Annotated in this window: 13 protein-coding genes; 10 read left to right on the top strand and 3 right to left on the bottom strand. The window is 43.6% G+C overall.

What is annotated here, in order from left to right; genetic code table 11:
- Nucleotides 1–226: 226 nt before the first annotated feature.
- The 3 genes from DW915_RS09995 to DW915_RS09985 are packed head-to-tail and all read left to right on the top strand — an operon-like array spanning nucleotide 227 to nucleotide 3,040.
- Entirely contained in the window at nucleotides 227–1,255 is a 1,029-nt protein-coding gene (locus DW915_RS09995) for a zinc-dependent alcohol dehydrogenase (protein WP_015561410.1), read from the top strand.
- A 9-nt stretch (nucleotides 1,256–1,264) separates the two neighbouring features.
- Complete coding sequence (locus DW915_RS09990; protein ID WP_117813235.1) at nucleotides 1,265–1,657, top strand: VOC family protein; 393 nt, start codon at nucleotides 1,265–1,267, stop codon at nucleotides 1,655–1,657.
- An 18-nt stretch (nucleotides 1,658–1,675) separates the two neighbouring features.
- Nucleotides 1,676–3,040 carry an MFS transporter gene (locus DW915_RS09985; protein WP_118742060.1) on the top strand — a complete coding sequence of 455 codons (1,365 nt, stop codon included), beginning with the start codon at nucleotides 1,676–1,678 and terminating at the stop codon, nucleotides 3,038–3,040.
- 32 nt (nucleotides 3,041–3,072) lie between these two features.
- Here the strand turns inward: DW915_RS09985 and DW915_RS09980 are convergent, their stop codons facing one another.
- Nucleotides 3,073–3,378, bottom strand: coding sequence for a helix-turn-helix domain-containing protein (locus tag DW915_RS09980; protein ID WP_243033816.1), 306 nt, complete (start codon nucleotides 3,376–3,378; stop codon nucleotides 3,073–3,075).
- 223 nt (nucleotides 3,379–3,601) lie between these two features.
- Between DW915_RS09980 and DW915_RS09975 the strand changes: the two genes are divergently transcribed.
- From DW915_RS09975 to DW915_RS09955, 5 genes are all read left to right on the top strand, one after another.
- A complete protein-coding gene (locus DW915_RS09975; RefSeq protein WP_022461234.1) occupies nucleotides 3,602–4,456 on the top strand; it encodes a YitT family protein in 855 nt (284 codons plus the stop codon).
- Nucleotides 4,457–4,712: 256 nt separating this feature from the next.
- Nucleotides 4,713–6,113, top strand: coding sequence for a rhamnulokinase (gene rhaB, locus DW915_RS09970; protein ID WP_118742059.1), 1,401 nt, complete (start codon nucleotides 4,713–4,715; stop codon nucleotides 6,111–6,113).
- 34 nt (nucleotides 6,114–6,147) lie between these two features.
- A complete protein-coding gene (locus DW915_RS09965; protein ID WP_118742058.1) occupies nucleotides 6,148–7,569 on the top strand; it encodes an arabinose isomerase in 1,422 nt (473 codons plus the stop codon).
- 46 nt (nucleotides 7,570–7,615) lie between these two features.
- On the top strand, nucleotides 7,616–8,437 hold the full coding sequence (gene rhaD / locus DW915_RS09960) for a rhamnulose-1-phosphate aldolase (RefSeq protein ID WP_118742057.1): 822 nt from the start codon (nucleotides 7,616–7,618) through the stop codon (nucleotides 8,435–8,437).
- A gap of 210 nt (nucleotides 8,438–8,647) precedes the next feature.
- Nucleotides 8,648–10,330: an AAA family ATPase gene (locus DW915_RS09955; protein ID WP_117509709.1), complete on the top strand. Its 1,683-nt coding sequence runs from the start codon at nucleotides 8,648–8,650 to the stop codon at nucleotides 10,328–10,330.
- A 64-nt stretch (nucleotides 10,331–10,394) separates the two neighbouring features.
- Here the strand turns inward: DW915_RS09955 and DW915_RS09950 are convergent, their stop codons facing one another.
- Complete coding sequence (locus DW915_RS09950; protein WP_118742056.1) at nucleotides 10,395–11,327, bottom strand: AEC family transporter; 933 nt, start codon at nucleotides 11,325–11,327, stop codon at nucleotides 10,395–10,397.
- Between the two features lie 445 nt (nucleotides 11,328–11,772).
- Here DW915_RS09950 and DW915_RS09945 point away from each other — a divergent pair, with 445 nt between their 5' ends.
- Together DW915_RS09945 and DW915_RS09940 are read left to right on the top strand one after the other, a co-directional pair.
- On the top strand, nucleotides 11,773–12,090 hold the full coding sequence (locus DW915_RS09945; protein WP_243033815.1) for an L-2-amino-thiazoline-4-carboxylic acid hydrolase: 318 nt from the start codon (nucleotides 11,773–11,775) through the stop codon (nucleotides 12,088–12,090).
- Between the two features lie 68 nt (nucleotides 12,091–12,158).
- Nucleotides 12,159–12,965: a class I SAM-dependent methyltransferase gene (locus DW915_RS09940; RefSeq protein WP_118742054.1), complete on the top strand. Its 807-nt coding sequence runs from the start codon at nucleotides 12,159–12,161 to the stop codon at nucleotides 12,963–12,965.
- Nucleotides 12,966–13,070: 105 nt separating this feature from the next.
- Here DW915_RS09940 and DW915_RS09935 read toward each other — a convergent pair whose 3' ends face one another.
- Entirely contained in the window at nucleotides 13,071–13,727 is a 657-nt protein-coding gene (locus tag DW915_RS09935) for an SDR family NAD(P)-dependent oxidoreductase (RefSeq protein ID WP_118742053.1), read from the bottom strand.
- Between the last annotated feature and the right edge of the window lie 110 nt (nucleotides 13,728–13,837).

The following is a 13,837-nucleotide window of genomic DNA, read 5'->3' as shown; positions in this document are numbered from 1 at the left end:
TATTTACAGACTTTTTCTCACAGTCTCGAAAATAAACAGACCGCAAAAGCGGTCTGCTATTTGTCAAGGTACTCGTATTCTACCGTTTACTCTTGAAATTATGAAATATATAAAATCATGAAAAAACATATTGACAAATCGTGTTTACAGGGCAATAATGTAATTACTTTAATAAAACGTTTTATAAAACGTAAAATAAAACAATATAAAAAAGGAGGAAACAATTATGTTACAGCAGGTAATGACAAATCCAGGAGAAATTATTTTCAGAGAGGTTCCGGTTCCGGAGGTAAAGGAAAATCAGGTGTTGGTAAAGATTATGAATATTGGTGTCTGTGGATCAGATATTCATGTTTATCATGGGAAACATCCGTTTACAAAATATCCGGTAACACAGGGACATGAGGTTTCAGGTGAGATTACAGAACTTGGAAAAAATGTCACAGAGTTTCATGTTGGACAGAAAGTGACGATAGAGCCGCAGGTATATTGTGGACATTGCTATCCATGCCGTCATGGAAAGTATAATCTCTGTGAGGAATTAAAAGTAATGGGATTTCAGACGACAGGAACAGCATCTGAGTATTTTGCAGTGGATGCATCGAAAGTAACACCTATTCCAGAAGATATGTCCTATGAAGAAGGAGCTATGATCGAACCTCTTGCTGTGGCAGTTCATGGTGTAAAACAGATGGGCGATGTGGCTGGCATGAATATTGCAGTCCTTGGTGCAGGACCGATCGGAAATCTCGTGGCGCAGGCAGCAAAAGGAATGGGGGCAGCGAAAGTGATGATCACAGATATCAGTGATCTTAGACTGGCTAAGGCAAAAGAATGTGGAATTGATGTGTGTGTGAATACCAAAAATAAAGATTTCGGTGAGGCGATGATCGAAGCATTTGGACCGGATAAGGCAGATGTGATCTACGACTGTGCCGGAAACAATATCACAATGGGACAGGCAATTAAATATGCAAGAAAAGGAAGCACGATCGTACTGGTGGCTGTTTTTGCAGGAATGGCAGAAGTAGATCTTGCGGTGGCAAATGACCACGAACTTGACATTAAGAGCACGATGATGTACCGCCATGATGATTACATAGATGGAATCAGACTGGTAAATGAGGGCAAAGTTCATTTGAAACCGCTCATCTCAAAGACATTTGCTTTTAAAGATTATCTGAAGGCATACCAGTATATTGATGATAACCGCGAGACAACGATGAAAGTAATTATCAACGTCAGTGAAAAGTAAGGAGTTCGTATGGAAAATAAATATGGAATTGTCGGAATTGCCCATGTCGGGCTTCCGACAAACGATTTACAGAAAACAGTTGAGTTTTATAAGAGTCTTGGATTTGAAGTAATTATGCAGTCTTATAATGAAAAAGCAGGGGAAAAAGTGGCATTTTTACAGATAAAAAATTACTGCATAGAGACTTTTGAAAATGGGAAGGCGGAAATGTCAGACGGTGCATACCAACATGTTGCACTTGATGTGGAAGACATTGAAAGTATGTATCAGAAAATCTGCAATGAAAAATACACAGTTATTACAGACGGAATCGAAGAACTGCCATTTTGGGAAAATGGTGTGAAGTTTTTTATGATTAAGGGACCAAATGAGGAAAAAATAGAGTTCTGTCAGAAACTCTGATAAAAATAGGAGGGACATATGGGAGGCGAAAGCAAAAATGGAAAAGTACCGCTGATCAGTAAGATTGCATATGGGTTTGGTGATGTTGGATGTAATTTCAGCTGGATGTTTGTCAGTAATTTTCTGATGATATTTTATACAGACGTGTTCGGAATCAGTATGGCGGCTGTGTCAGCACTGATGCTTTTTTCAAGATTCTGGGATGCAATCAATGATCCAATCGTCGGGGGACTTACGGATAAAACAAAATCGAGATGGGGACGGTACCGTCCATGGCTGTTAGTAGCGGCACCAATTACAGCGATTCTTCTTGTTATGACATTCTGGGCAAGACCCGACTGGCCGCAGAATGGAAAGATCATTTATATGGTAATTACATATTGTCTGCTGGTTTTGGGGTATACCTGTGTGAATATTCCATATGGAACCTTGTGTGGTGCTATGACACAGGATATTGATGAACGTGCAAAAATAAATACATCCCGTTCGGTTGCAGCGATGATTGCAATTGGTGTGTTAAATATTATCACAGTTCCGCTGCTCAGCAAATTCGGCAGTCACAGTGCAAAGACAGGATATCTGACGGTTGCGGTCATATATGGATGTATTTTTACAGCCTGTCATTTCTTCTGCTTTGCGAAGACGAAAGAGGCAGTGATCACTCCGGAAAAAGAAAAAATTTCTGTAAAGGTTCAGTTGAAAGCAGTCATGCAGAATAGACCATATCTTCTTGCATTGGTAGGACAGATATTATTTGGATTTACATTATATGGTAGAAACGCAGATATTCTGTATTACTTTACATATGTGGAAGGGAATGCCTCCTACTACACAACTTATTCGATGTGCATCATTATTCCTTCTATCATCGGGGCAGCCTGTTTTCAACCATTATTCCGCAAGTTGAATAACAAAGGAAGAACAGCATCTCTCTTTGCTTTATTTACAGGAATTTCCATGTTGTCTATGTTTTTCTTCAATGCCAAAGAATCACCGGCTATTTTTTATGCATTATCTGGTCTCACACAGTTTTTTTTCTCTGGATTTAATACCGCAATCTATGCAATTATTCCAGACTGTGTGGAATATGGGGAGTGGAAAACCGGACTTAGAAATGATGGTTTTCAGTATGCATTTATTTCACTTGGAAATAAAATCGGAATGGCAGTTGGAACAGCACTTTTAGCAGGATTACTTGGAAAATATGGTTATATTGCAAATCAGACACAAAATGCAACTGTACTTTCAATTATGAAACATGCATTTACGACGATTCCAGGTGCACTTTGGATTGTGACTGCGGTTGTATTATTTTTCTACCGGTTAAATAAAAAACGTTATAACGAGATTGTGGAAGAACTGAAAAATGGAAGAAAAAGTTGATATCGTGGCATTGGAAGAATTGCTGATTGATTTTACGGAAGCAGGACACAGCCAGGAGGGGAGGAAATTAAAATACCGATACCAATAGAAATTTTAAAATCGGATACAATCTGAATGGCGTTTGCTTTTCTTCCGCAGGTGGATGCAAAAAAGCCGTTTTTTTCTATCAGACCTTCCTGCTCCAGAAGGTTGAGGTTCTGGCTGACTGTGGATAAACCCATCTGCAGTTCCTGAACGATCTGCTGCTTGGAGGTCTTTTTCTTTCTGTAAATATATTGGTAAACCTTTGATTTATTTATTTTTTTGAGACTAATGTTGGTCAATCCCTTTTCGCTCATGTTGTTCTCCTGATTACGTTGCAAGATAATGTTAAGTTTATTGTAGCATAGAACGAAAAAAAGCAATAAAAAGGATATGTATTACAGAAAGCTGACGGAAAAGCAATAACGATACACAAATATGTTGGAATGATTCCCGGAAAGGGTTTACATATCTTCAAAATGCCATTAATATAAGGAAGGGATCTTCCCATCCATAAAAAATAAGATACGGAGAATTAACATGAAAAAACAACTGAAGGATACTCAGATTCTGTTGGAAATCCTGATCCTGACAGCAGCTGTTGCTATTATTGCAGCGGCAGTCTATTTTTTTCTGGTACCAAGCCATACTTCTGTCAGCAGTATTTCGGGTCTTGGTATCGTACTTTCCAACTTTGTACCGTTGCCTCTTTCCGCCATCACCATGATTCTGAACGTAGTACTTCTGATCATCGGCTTTTTTACCTGCGGAAGAGAATTTGGTGTAAAAACCGTCTACACCAGTATCATGCTTCCTGTTTTTCTTGGACTTTTTGAAAAAATCTTCCCGGATTTTGGTTCGATGACAAACAGTCAGGAGTTGGATGTTCTGTGCTATACACTTGTAGTCAGTGTGGGACTCAGTATTCTTTTTAACAGAAATGCTTCTTCCGGCGGACTTGATATTGTAGCAAAGATCATGAATAAATATCTTCATATGGAGCTTGGAAAAGCTATGTCGCTGTCCGGTATGTGCGTTGCCCTGTCTGCAGCACTCGTTTACGACAAAAAAACGGTAGTCCTGAGTATTCTTGGAACGTATTTTAACGGAATTGTTCTGGATCATTTTATTTTTGATCATAATATCAAACGCCGGGTATGTATCATCACTCCAAAGGAAGAAGAACTTCGGGAATTTATTCTTCATGAGCTGCACAGCGGTGCTACGATCTATGAAGCCTATGGTGCCTATAACATGCAGAAGCGCAAAGAAATCATCACGATCGTAGACAAGACCGAATACCAGAAGCTGATGAATTTTATCAACAAACTTGATCCGAAAGCGTTTATCACAGTTTATAATGTATCCAACATGAGATATCAGCCTAAAATGTAAAAAAGTTCCGCAGCACCTCAATCACAGAAGTGCTGCGGAATTTTTTTACCATAATTTCCTGTGAAAACGTTTCTTGAATTACCCCATGGAGCAAAAACTCCGGCGCGGCGGAAGGAGAAGAAGAGCGGACGGATGCAGATGGATACGATCAATGACATTGCTATAGTGCAAATAAGGACACTTTTTTAGACAAAGCGTGTTCTTTTTTTACCACATAAAGTTATCTATAATTAGAGACAGAAAATGGAGGAAGGGTATGAAAAGATATTATTTAGCAATTGATATAGGAGCATCCAGCGGAAGACATATTCTCGGGCATATGGAAGATGGGAAAATGGTTCTCGAGGAAATTTACCGTTTCCCGAATGGAATGCAGAAACAGGACGGTGAGAAGGTGTGGGATATCGAGGCACTCTTTGAAGCCGTGTTGGCCGGAATGAAAAAATGCAGAGAACTTGGAAAGATCCCGGTGAGTGTCGGAATTGATACATGGGCAGTTGATTTTGTCCTTCTGGACAAGGATGATCAGCGGATCGGAAATGCCGTTGCTTATCGCGATGACCGCACGAAAGGAATGGATGAGGAGGTTTATCGCACAGTGCCGGAGGAAGAACTCTATGCATCGACCGGTATTCAGAAACAGATTTTTAACAGTATTTATCAGCTTATGGCGTGGAAGAAGAAAAAACCGGAACAGCTGGAAAAAGCAGAGACGTTGCTGATGATTCCGGATTACCTGAATTTCCTGCTTTCCGGCGTGAAAGCGCAGGAATACACAAATGCAACAACGACCCAGCTCGTCAATCCGGAAACCGGGGACTGGAACAGGGAGATGATTCAAAAACTGGGATACCCGGAGAAAATTTTTCTGCCGATCCGTGAGCCGGGGACTGTGATCGGCCATCTGAAAAAAGAAATCCGGGAGCAGGTCGGTTTCGACTGTGAAATTGTTCTTCCCGCAACACACGACACTGGCTCTGCGGTAGTCGCTGTGCCAAGCAATGAGGAGCACGTGCTCTATATCAGCTCCGGAACCTGGTCTCTGATGGGAACAGAATTAAAAGAGGCCGATTGCGGAACAGAAGCTATGCAGCACAATTTTACCAATGAGGGCGGCTACAACAGAAAATACCGTTTCCTGAAAAATATCATGGGTCTGTGGATGGTCCAGTCTGTGAAAAAAGAAATCGCAGAAGATTTAAGCTTTGGAACGATCTGCGAAATGGCATCGAAATGCACCATCCCATCTATCGTGGATGCAAACGACGACCGTTTCCTTGCACCGGAAAATATGACAGCCGAGGTACAGAAGGCATGTGAAGAAAGTGGCCAGCAGATACCGCAGGGAATTGCAGAGGTTGCAGCAGTGATCTACAACAGCCTGGCAGTATGCTATGCAAAGACATTAAAAGAACTGGAAGAACAAACAGGCTGCCGGTACCGGAAGATTCATGTCGTAGGCGGCGGCGCCAATGCCGATTATCTGAACCGGCTGACGGCAGAAAGGACCGGAAGAACCGTGCTGGCGGGACCGACCGAGGCAACTGCCATCGGAAATCTGGCGGTACAGATGATCACCGGAAAAGAATGCAATGATCTGAAAGATGCGAGAAACTGTATTTTCCATTCCTTCGAAATCAAACAATATGAGCCATAAAAAATGAGACGAAAGGTTAAAAGGGGCAAAGAACATGTTAGTTGAAACAAAAGCAAAAGTAGGTGTATTTGCAATCGCACTGGGTGCATATCTGCCGCAGTTCCCGACGCTGGTTCCGGAATTTGAGGCACAGTATGATGCGTTCAAAAAGACGATTCCGGATACCGTTGAAATGATCGATGGTGGAATCGTTACAACGAAAGAATTATCCATGGAAGCAGGAGATAAGTTCCGTGCAGCGGATGTAGATCTTGTTATTTTACAGCTTCTGACCTACGCGACCAGCTACAATATGCTCCCGGCAGTCCGTGACCTGAATGTGCCGGTTGTGCTTGTGAATGTGCAGAAACGGAAAGCACCGGATTATGCGAATACCGATACGCCAAAATGGCTCGGTGAGCTGTATGCCTGTGGAGCAGTCGGTGAGATGGTAGCCGATCTGGAGCGTGCAGGAAAACGTCATGCCGTTATCACCGGTGTTGTAGAAGGCGGAGATGCTTACGTGGCAAAGGAAATCGACGAGTGGTGCCGGGCAGCCCAGGTACGCAGAAGATTCCGCTACACCAATATTGCCCAGATCGGAAGACCATATCCGGGAATGATGGATCTGTATATCGATGAAACCAATCTTTACAACCGGATGGGACTTTACACGAAACAGTTCGACTGGGAGAAAATGTGGGCAATCGCGGATCCTGTCACAGATGAGGACGCAATCCGCGCCAAGGCAGAGGAGATTCTGGATACTTTTGATATCGAGGGCGGTGCAACGGTAGAGACCGTATGGGATATGGCAAAATATGTCGTTGCATTTGAAGAGTGGGTGAAAAAAGAAGACCTTGGTATGGTGGCATCCCATTATGACGGCTTTGCAAAAGGGGTTGCCGGAAAACTGGACAGCATGCTGATTCCGGCATTTTCCATGCTGATCAAACAGGGTACAGCCTGTGCCGTAGAGGGTGATATGAAAGTTGCAATGGCAATGAGCATTCTGAAAACAATCGCCGGAACCGGTCAGCTTTCTGAGATGTATTCGATCGATTTCAATGAGGATATCTGTATTATCGGCCACTCCGGATCGGGAGATGCTGATATTTCGCAGGCGAAAAAACCGTCCATGAAAATCGTTGATGTTTTTCATGGCAAGACAGGCGGCGGATATCTGACGCAGTTTTATCCGCCAGTTGGAGATGTTACATATCTTGGAATTACGCAGGATAAAGACGGTCATTTTAAATTTGTTGCTGCAGAGGGTGTCAATGAGGATGGTCCGATCTTTACCTTTGGCGATACCAATATGAGAACACGTTTCTCCATTGGGGCAAGAGAGTTCTGCAACAGATGGAGTGAGGCGGGACCAACACATCATATGGCAGCTGCGGTCGGACACCATATTGATACGATTCTGAAAGTGGCAAAAATCCTGGATGTGCCGGTAGAGGTTGTGTGCCGGTAAATATCGATAAAAGAAGAGGAAAAGAGAGAAAGAAGAGGGAAAAAACATGAAATTTTTAGATGCAGAATTTGTAAAGGGCTTTATCCGCATGGCAAATGATGGCTGGGAGCAGGGATGGCATGAGAGAAACGGCGGAAACCTTTCTTACCGTGTGAAACCGGAAGAGGTTGAAGAGGTAAAAGAAAATTTTGAGGCCAAAGAGTGGAATCCGATCGGAACCGCCGTTCCAAATCTTGCGGGAGAGTATTTCCTGGTAACCGGAAGCGGAAAATATTTCCGAAATGTCACAATCAAACCGGAAGACAGCATCTGTATGATTGAGCTGGATGAAAAAGGTGAAAATTACCGCATCGTCTGGGGTCTCGTCAACGGAGGTCGCCCGACCTCAGAGCTTCCGAGCCATCTGATGAACCTGGAGGTAAAAAAACTTCAGGACGAAAGATACCGCGTTGTTTACCATGCACATACCACCAACGTGATCGCGCTTACCTTCGTTCTGCCGCTGGAAGATAAAGTATTTACCCGCGAACTCTGGGAGATGGCAACCGAGTGCCCTGTTGTATTCCCGTCCGGAATCGGTGTCGTTCCGTGGATGGTTCCGGGAGGCAGAGAGATCGCCGTTGCCACGAGCGAGCTGATGAAGAAGTACGATCTTGCCATCTGGGCACACCATGGCATGTTCGCCGCCGGCTTTGATTTTGACCTGACCTTTGGTCTGATGCATACCGCAGAAAAATCTGCAGAAATTCTGGTAAAAACACTTTCCATGCAGCCAACGAAACGCCAGACGATCACACCGGATGAATTCCGCCATCTGGCAAAAGACTTCGGCGTAACACTTCCGGAAGAGTTTTTGTATGAGAAATAAAACTGGAAACTGATAGTGAAAAATGGCCGTCTGATCCTTGCACTGAGGAATGGGACGGCCATTTTTTTGCTGTGCAGAAGAAAAAGTCTATTAATTTCTTTCGGAATTTGATAAACTATAAGATAAGATTATCGATTAGAAAACAGTGGAACATTTCATTATCAGACAGAAAATGCTGGTGTGTCTGCGCTCAGAAAGGAAAGATGAAATATGACTTCAGCGATTAGTATAGGAAAGCAGGATTTTGCTTCCCTTCGAGAAAATCATTATTTTTATGTTGATAAAACCGATTTTATCAGACAATGGTGGGAAAGTGGAGATGACATTACGCTGATCACACGTCCGAGAAGATTTGGCAAAACATTGAATATGAGCATGCTGAATTGTTTCTTTTCCAGACAGTATGCAGAAAAAGGTACCATCTTTGAAGGGCTTTCCATCTGGAAACAGGAAAAATACCGCAGACTGCAGGGAACTTATCCGGTGATTTTTCTGAGCTTTGCGGACGTAAAACAGAATAACTATCAAGATGCAGTGCAGAAGATAAAAAATATTATTGTAGATGCTTATCGCCAACATCGGTATTTGGAGCAGGAAGAATGCTTTACGCAAAATGAGAAACAGCAGATGCTGGAAATTACAGAAAAAATGAGTGATGTGACAGCACAGGATGCATTAAAAAATCTTTCCAGTTATTTGAATCTTTTATATGGAAAAAAAGTTTTGATCTTTCTGGATGAATATGACACGCCCATGCAGGAAGCCTATATTCATGGATACTGGGGTGAATTTGCCGGATTTATGAGAAGCCTTTTCAATGCGACGTTCAAAACAAATCCATATCTGGACCGCGCTGTGATGACTGGAATTACCCGTATTTCCAAAGAATCTGTTTTTTCGGACCTCAATAATCTGACGGTTATTACAACAACATCGGATGCCTATGCAGACTGTTTTGGTTTTACAGAAAAAGAGGTATTTCAATCATTAGATCAATTTGGAATGCCGGAAAAGAAAGAGCTGGTAAAGCAATGGTATGACGGATTTTGCTTTGGCACGCATCGTGATATTTACAATCCGTGGTCTATTACAAATTATCTGAAAGAGAAAAAACTGCGGCCCTACTGGGCAGCTACAAGTTCCAATGGATTGATCAGCAAACTCCTGCAGTCGGCATCGGTAAATATGAAGGAAGAACTGGAAAAACTGATCAACAGACAACAAATTGTAGTTAATTTTGATGAGCAGATTATATTTGGACAATTAGAACAGGATGAAAGTGCGGTATGGAGTCTGTTGGTGGCAAGCGGTTATCTGAAAGTGGAGGAGATTGAATACAGAGGACTGACGCTGGAGCCGTGGTATTCTCTTTCCATCACAAATTTGGAGACTGTGAGCATGTTTTCGAATATGTTCAAAAGCTGGTTTGCAGCGGCATCTGCCAATTATAATGAATTTATCAAAGCAATGCTGAATGGTGATGTAAAAGCGATGAACCTCTATATGAATGATATTGCACTTGCTACATTTAGTAATTTTGATGCTGGAAAACATGCGTCCGAGCGGAGCCAGCCAGAGCGGTTTTATCATGGATTTGTACTTGGGCTGCTGGTGGAAGTGCGAGATCTTTATGAGGTGCGTTCCAATCGGGAAAGTGGGTATGGAAGATACGATGTGATTCTAATTCCCAGAAATTTGGATCGAGATGCTATGATTCTGGAATTTAAAGTAAAAGAAACGGAAGAAAAAACGCTGCAGGAAACGGTACAAAAAGCACTGGCGCAGATTGAAATAAAGAAATACGACGCGGAACTGAAAGAACGGGGAATCCCAAAAGAAAGAATCCGGCATTATGGATTTGCGTTTGAAGGGAAAAAGGTACTAATTGGGTAATAGAAAACGCTGTCAATGCTTCTCTGGAAGGGGAAGCGGGACAGCGTTTTTCTGTTAATTGTGATTAGAGTACCATTTGAAGCAGCATCACTAAAAGCGGCATCGTCACAATAGAAGCCAGCGTGGTAACAACATTGATGGCACTGGCATAGCGTGAATCGTTTCCGTATACCTGACACATCTGGGTAACTGTAGAGGCAGATGGCGTGATGACGGCGAGAAAAACAATCAGAATCAGCGTCGGTCCGTCTGCAGAAAGATCGGCAAGATGGCTGATTTTCAGAAGAACAAGCGCCATCAGCGGAACGGCGATCAGGCGGAGAAAGGTCACGAAGTAAATCCGTTTATTCGCAAAAATCTGCCGGAAGTCCATGCCGGCAAAAAGCATACCCGTAACAATCATACTGGCAGGGCCAACCATGCTTCCGACAGAATGAAGCGTATTGTTGACCAGCGCAGGAAGCCGGATGCCCGTGAAAAAAAGAAGAATTCCGACGAAAATAGAAATAATATTGAGGTTCAGAACAATCTTCTTCCAGTCATAGGAAGCCTCACGGCTGATCACCTTTTTGCAGTGCGTCCAGAAAAAGACAAGCTGTACGCTCATATAAACACAGCTGTAAAGCACCCATTCCGCTCCTAAAACAGCCGTCACAAGCGGCACAATCAGATTGCCGGAATTGGAGTAGTAAACAGAAGTTATCTCAACTGCATCCAAATGAAACACCCGTCCAAGAGCTGAAACCGCAAAAAGAAGCACAACCTGCATCAGAAGCGAAGCCGCAAACGCAACCAGCAGCCCCCGCACCGTTTCCGGCGTGTAATCGACCTGAAACGCATTCAGAATCACGCAGGGAATGATCAGGTACAGCACAATTTTCGACAGAACTTTGCTGTCCTCATCCTTTAAAAGTCCGGCTTTTACGATTAAAAAGCCCATAAAAATCATAAGAAAAAGCTGCGCGATCTGCTGCGCAAGAAGAATACTGATCTCCATAAAATCCCCCCATATGTGTGTCCTATGAAAAATATTATAAGGCGGTCGGGAGAGGATTTCAATTTCTTTTTGGGAGATTTTGGTCGAAGCTTCAGAATAGCAAGGAAAGAGATCGAATCAACGAAAAAGCGAGCGTTGACAAAGCGGAAACCTTGTATCCTTTTATACAAAGAAATGGGTTTTTTGTCGTGTCGTGTACAGCCTTATAGCTCAATCGGGTTGCTCGTTTCTTTTTTTATATCCAAAATATCATAAAGATACATTTTTTCATCTTCCGAATGTCTTACAATAAGTGATGCATGAAATACATTATATCTTACTATTTCATCATCCTCTCCATATACCGGCAATGCGAATCTCGAATCATATCGATACCATGCATACTTTACATTTTTCCAATGTTTCTTTTCATCATTCGCCCTATGATGCGAATAAGAAGAGCGGCATGGCGCGGATTGCGAAGATGATGCATAAGGATGCCGCCTGGCTGGAAGTACATCCGCAGTATAAGGCGTATTCGTGGGATTTTCATTTTGATGAGATGAAGCATGAGGACGGTTTTTATTACCACTTCACCCAATGTCCCCTGAACACCTTCGCCCGAAAAGAGGGCTATCTGGAAGTGCTGCCGATTATGTGCGACATTGATTACAAGACAGCAGCCCTGATGCACGCGAAGCTCTACCGTGACCATACGCTGGCAGGCAGCGGTGAGGTCTGTGATTACTGGTTCGTGGGGGACAAGGTGGAAAATCCGAAATAAAATAAGACCGGGACGGAACCGGTGAAATGGATCGAAGAATATAAAACACAGAAGGGAGATCACCCAGAATGAGCAATGAAAAAATAAAACCAAAACTGAACGGAACTGCCGAGACGATGCTGCAGTGCTTCTACGCCCGTGCCATGCACAGCAGAAATCCGAAAAACAAGTTCCGCGACACCAAAGCAGAAGAGCTGATCGACCGCATCGACTATGATTTCAGCAATGCGAAAAAGGACACAGCAATGAGCGGCGGAATCGTAGCGCGGAGTGTTGTGTTTGATGAGCTGATCAGCGACTTTATCCGAAAGAACCCGGATTGTACCGTCGTCAACATCGCCTGTGGTCTGGACACTCGTTTTTACCGCATGGATAATGGAAAAATTACCTGGTACAATCTCGATCTGCCGGAGACGATTGAGGTGCGCGATTCGATCTATCAGGAATCCGGCCGTGTTTCCACGATTGCGTGTTCCGTGCTCGACCCGGCATGGGCCGAGCAGGTAAAAGTGCGGGGCAAAATGCTTTTCATTATCGAAGGTCTGACCATGTACATGAAAGCGGATGAGGTCAGAACGATGCTCGCCATCATCCGCGATCACTTCGACAATGCCTACGTCTGCATGGAAACGCTGTGTCCGTACTTTGTAAAGAAAGAAAACATCGAAAAATCCATCCAGGCGACAGGCGCGACATTTACCTGGGGTGCGAACAGCTTTGCAGACCTGGGCAACATTGCCGCCGGTTTCCGAAAAGTAAAAGACGACAACATCGCCCGCGGTATGGAAACACTGAATCCCATCTACAAGCTGGTGATGTGGATGCCGATCGTCCACAAATTCGCAGAGAAAATTCTGGTGTTTGAGAAAGCGTAAGAAAAAACGAAAAAAATAAAAAGAAACAGGCAGCCCGGCAGCGGAAAAGCTCAAAAAGCTTCCGTGCAGGGAACCTGTTTTTTGTTTGTGCAGGAAATTAACAAATCATTCATCCGGCCACACAAAGTGTGCGTTTCCCGCCTCAAGTCCGTCAATCAGAATATTCTGCCCCGTGCAGAAACGGTTCGTCACGGTCATAAAATACGCCCAGTCCGCTGCTTCCTCGACGGTCATCCACCGTTTCAGCGGCGTCAGCTCCATGATCTGATCCCAGAGCTTTTGGTCTTCTGTGACAGGCAGATTCAACTCGGTCAGTACGCCGCCGAAATCAAGGCTGTTGCACGTTCCGCCATACGGTGCAATGCGGAGTGCCACATTTTTTGTGTAGGCGAGAACGCCGCCCTTGCTTGCGGTGTATTCCGGAAATTCAGCTCCGGTATGGCCGCTGGCCGAGCCGATCATAAGGACGGCGCGGATGGTGTCATGAATGCCATACGTCTCTGTGATTGCGATGGTTCCCTTCAAATTGATATCAATATCATCCTCGTTCTGCACACCGGCGTTGTTGATGACAATATCGAAAGGCGCAAGCGCCGGATACTGTTCCCTGTCGCGGATATCAAGGCAGAAATGAGTATATGAATCCTGGCTGATCGAAGCTTCCTTTCGGTCAAATCCGGTAACGTCAAAGCCTTCTTTTAAAAATTTCTCCGCAATCGCCTTTCCGATTCCGGAGCTGGTTCCTGTAATAAGTATACGCATACGATAACCTCCCGATGAAATATTACCCTCATTATACCGCAAACACAGCATGCGATCCAGAAGAAACGAAAAAGAATGCAGGAAAAGAAAAGGTTACGGGAAAAATCACT

Origin of the sequence: Blautia sp. AM42-2 (genome assembly GCF_003480245.1) — a bacterium.
Taxonomy (GTDB): domain Bacteria; phylum Bacillota; class Clostridia; order Lachnospirales; family Lachnospiraceae; genus Fusicatenibacter; species Fusicatenibacter saccharivorans.
This window is presented reverse-complemented; position numbering and strand designations above follow the sequence as displayed.

What these genes read in the sequence shown, in the direction of transcription:
- DW915_RS09955 (WP_117509709.1), top strand. Translation starts at nt 8,648, where the DNA reads ATGACTTCAGCGATTAGTATAGGAAAGCAGGATTTTGCTTCCCTTCGA.
- DW915_RS09995 (WP_015561410.1), top strand. Translation starts at nt 227, where the DNA reads ATGTTACAGCAGGTAATGACAAATCCAGGAGAAATTATTTTCAGAGAG.
- DW915_RS09975 (WP_022461234.1), top strand. Translation starts at nt 3,602, where the DNA reads ATGAAAAAACAACTGAAGGATACTCAGATTCTGTTGGAAATCCTGATC.
- DW915_RS09965 (WP_118742058.1), top strand. Translation starts at nt 6,148, where the DNA reads ATGTTAGTTGAAACAAAAGCAAAAGTAGGTGTATTTGCAATCGCACTG.
- DW915_RS09950 (WP_118742056.1), bottom strand. Translation starts at nt 11,327, where the DNA reads ATGGAGATCAGTATTCTTCTTGCGCAGCAGATCGCGCAGCTTTTTCTT.
- rhaB (WP_118742059.1), top strand. Translation starts at nt 4,713, where the DNA reads ATGAAAAGATATTATTTAGCAATTGATATAGGAGCATCCAGCGGAAGA.
- DW915_RS09945 (WP_243033815.1), top strand. Translation starts at nt 11,773, where the DNA reads ATGGCGCGGATTGCGAAGATGATGCATAAGGATGCCGCCTGGCTGGAA.
- DW915_RS09990 (WP_117813235.1), top strand. Translation starts at nt 1,265, where the DNA reads ATGGAAAATAAATATGGAATTGTCGGAATTGCCCATGTCGGGCTTCCG.
- DW915_RS09935 (WP_118742053.1), bottom strand. Translation starts at nt 13,727, where the DNA reads ATGCGTATACTTATTACAGGAACCAGCTCCGGAATCGGAAAGGCGATT.
- DW915_RS09940 (WP_118742054.1), top strand. Translation starts at nt 12,159, where the DNA reads ATGAGCAATGAAAAAATAAAACCAAAACTGAACGGAACTGCCGAGACG.
- rhaD (WP_118742057.1), top strand. Translation starts at nt 7,616, where the DNA reads ATGAAATTTTTAGATGCAGAATTTGTAAAGGGCTTTATCCGCATGGCA.
- DW915_RS09985 (WP_118742060.1), top strand. Translation starts at nt 1,676, where the DNA reads ATGGGAGGCGAAAGCAAAAATGGAAAAGTACCGCTGATCAGTAAGATT.
- DW915_RS09980 (WP_243033816.1), bottom strand. Translation starts at nt 3,378, where the DNA reads ATGAGCGAAAAGGGATTGACCAACATTAGTCTCAAAAAAATAAATAAA.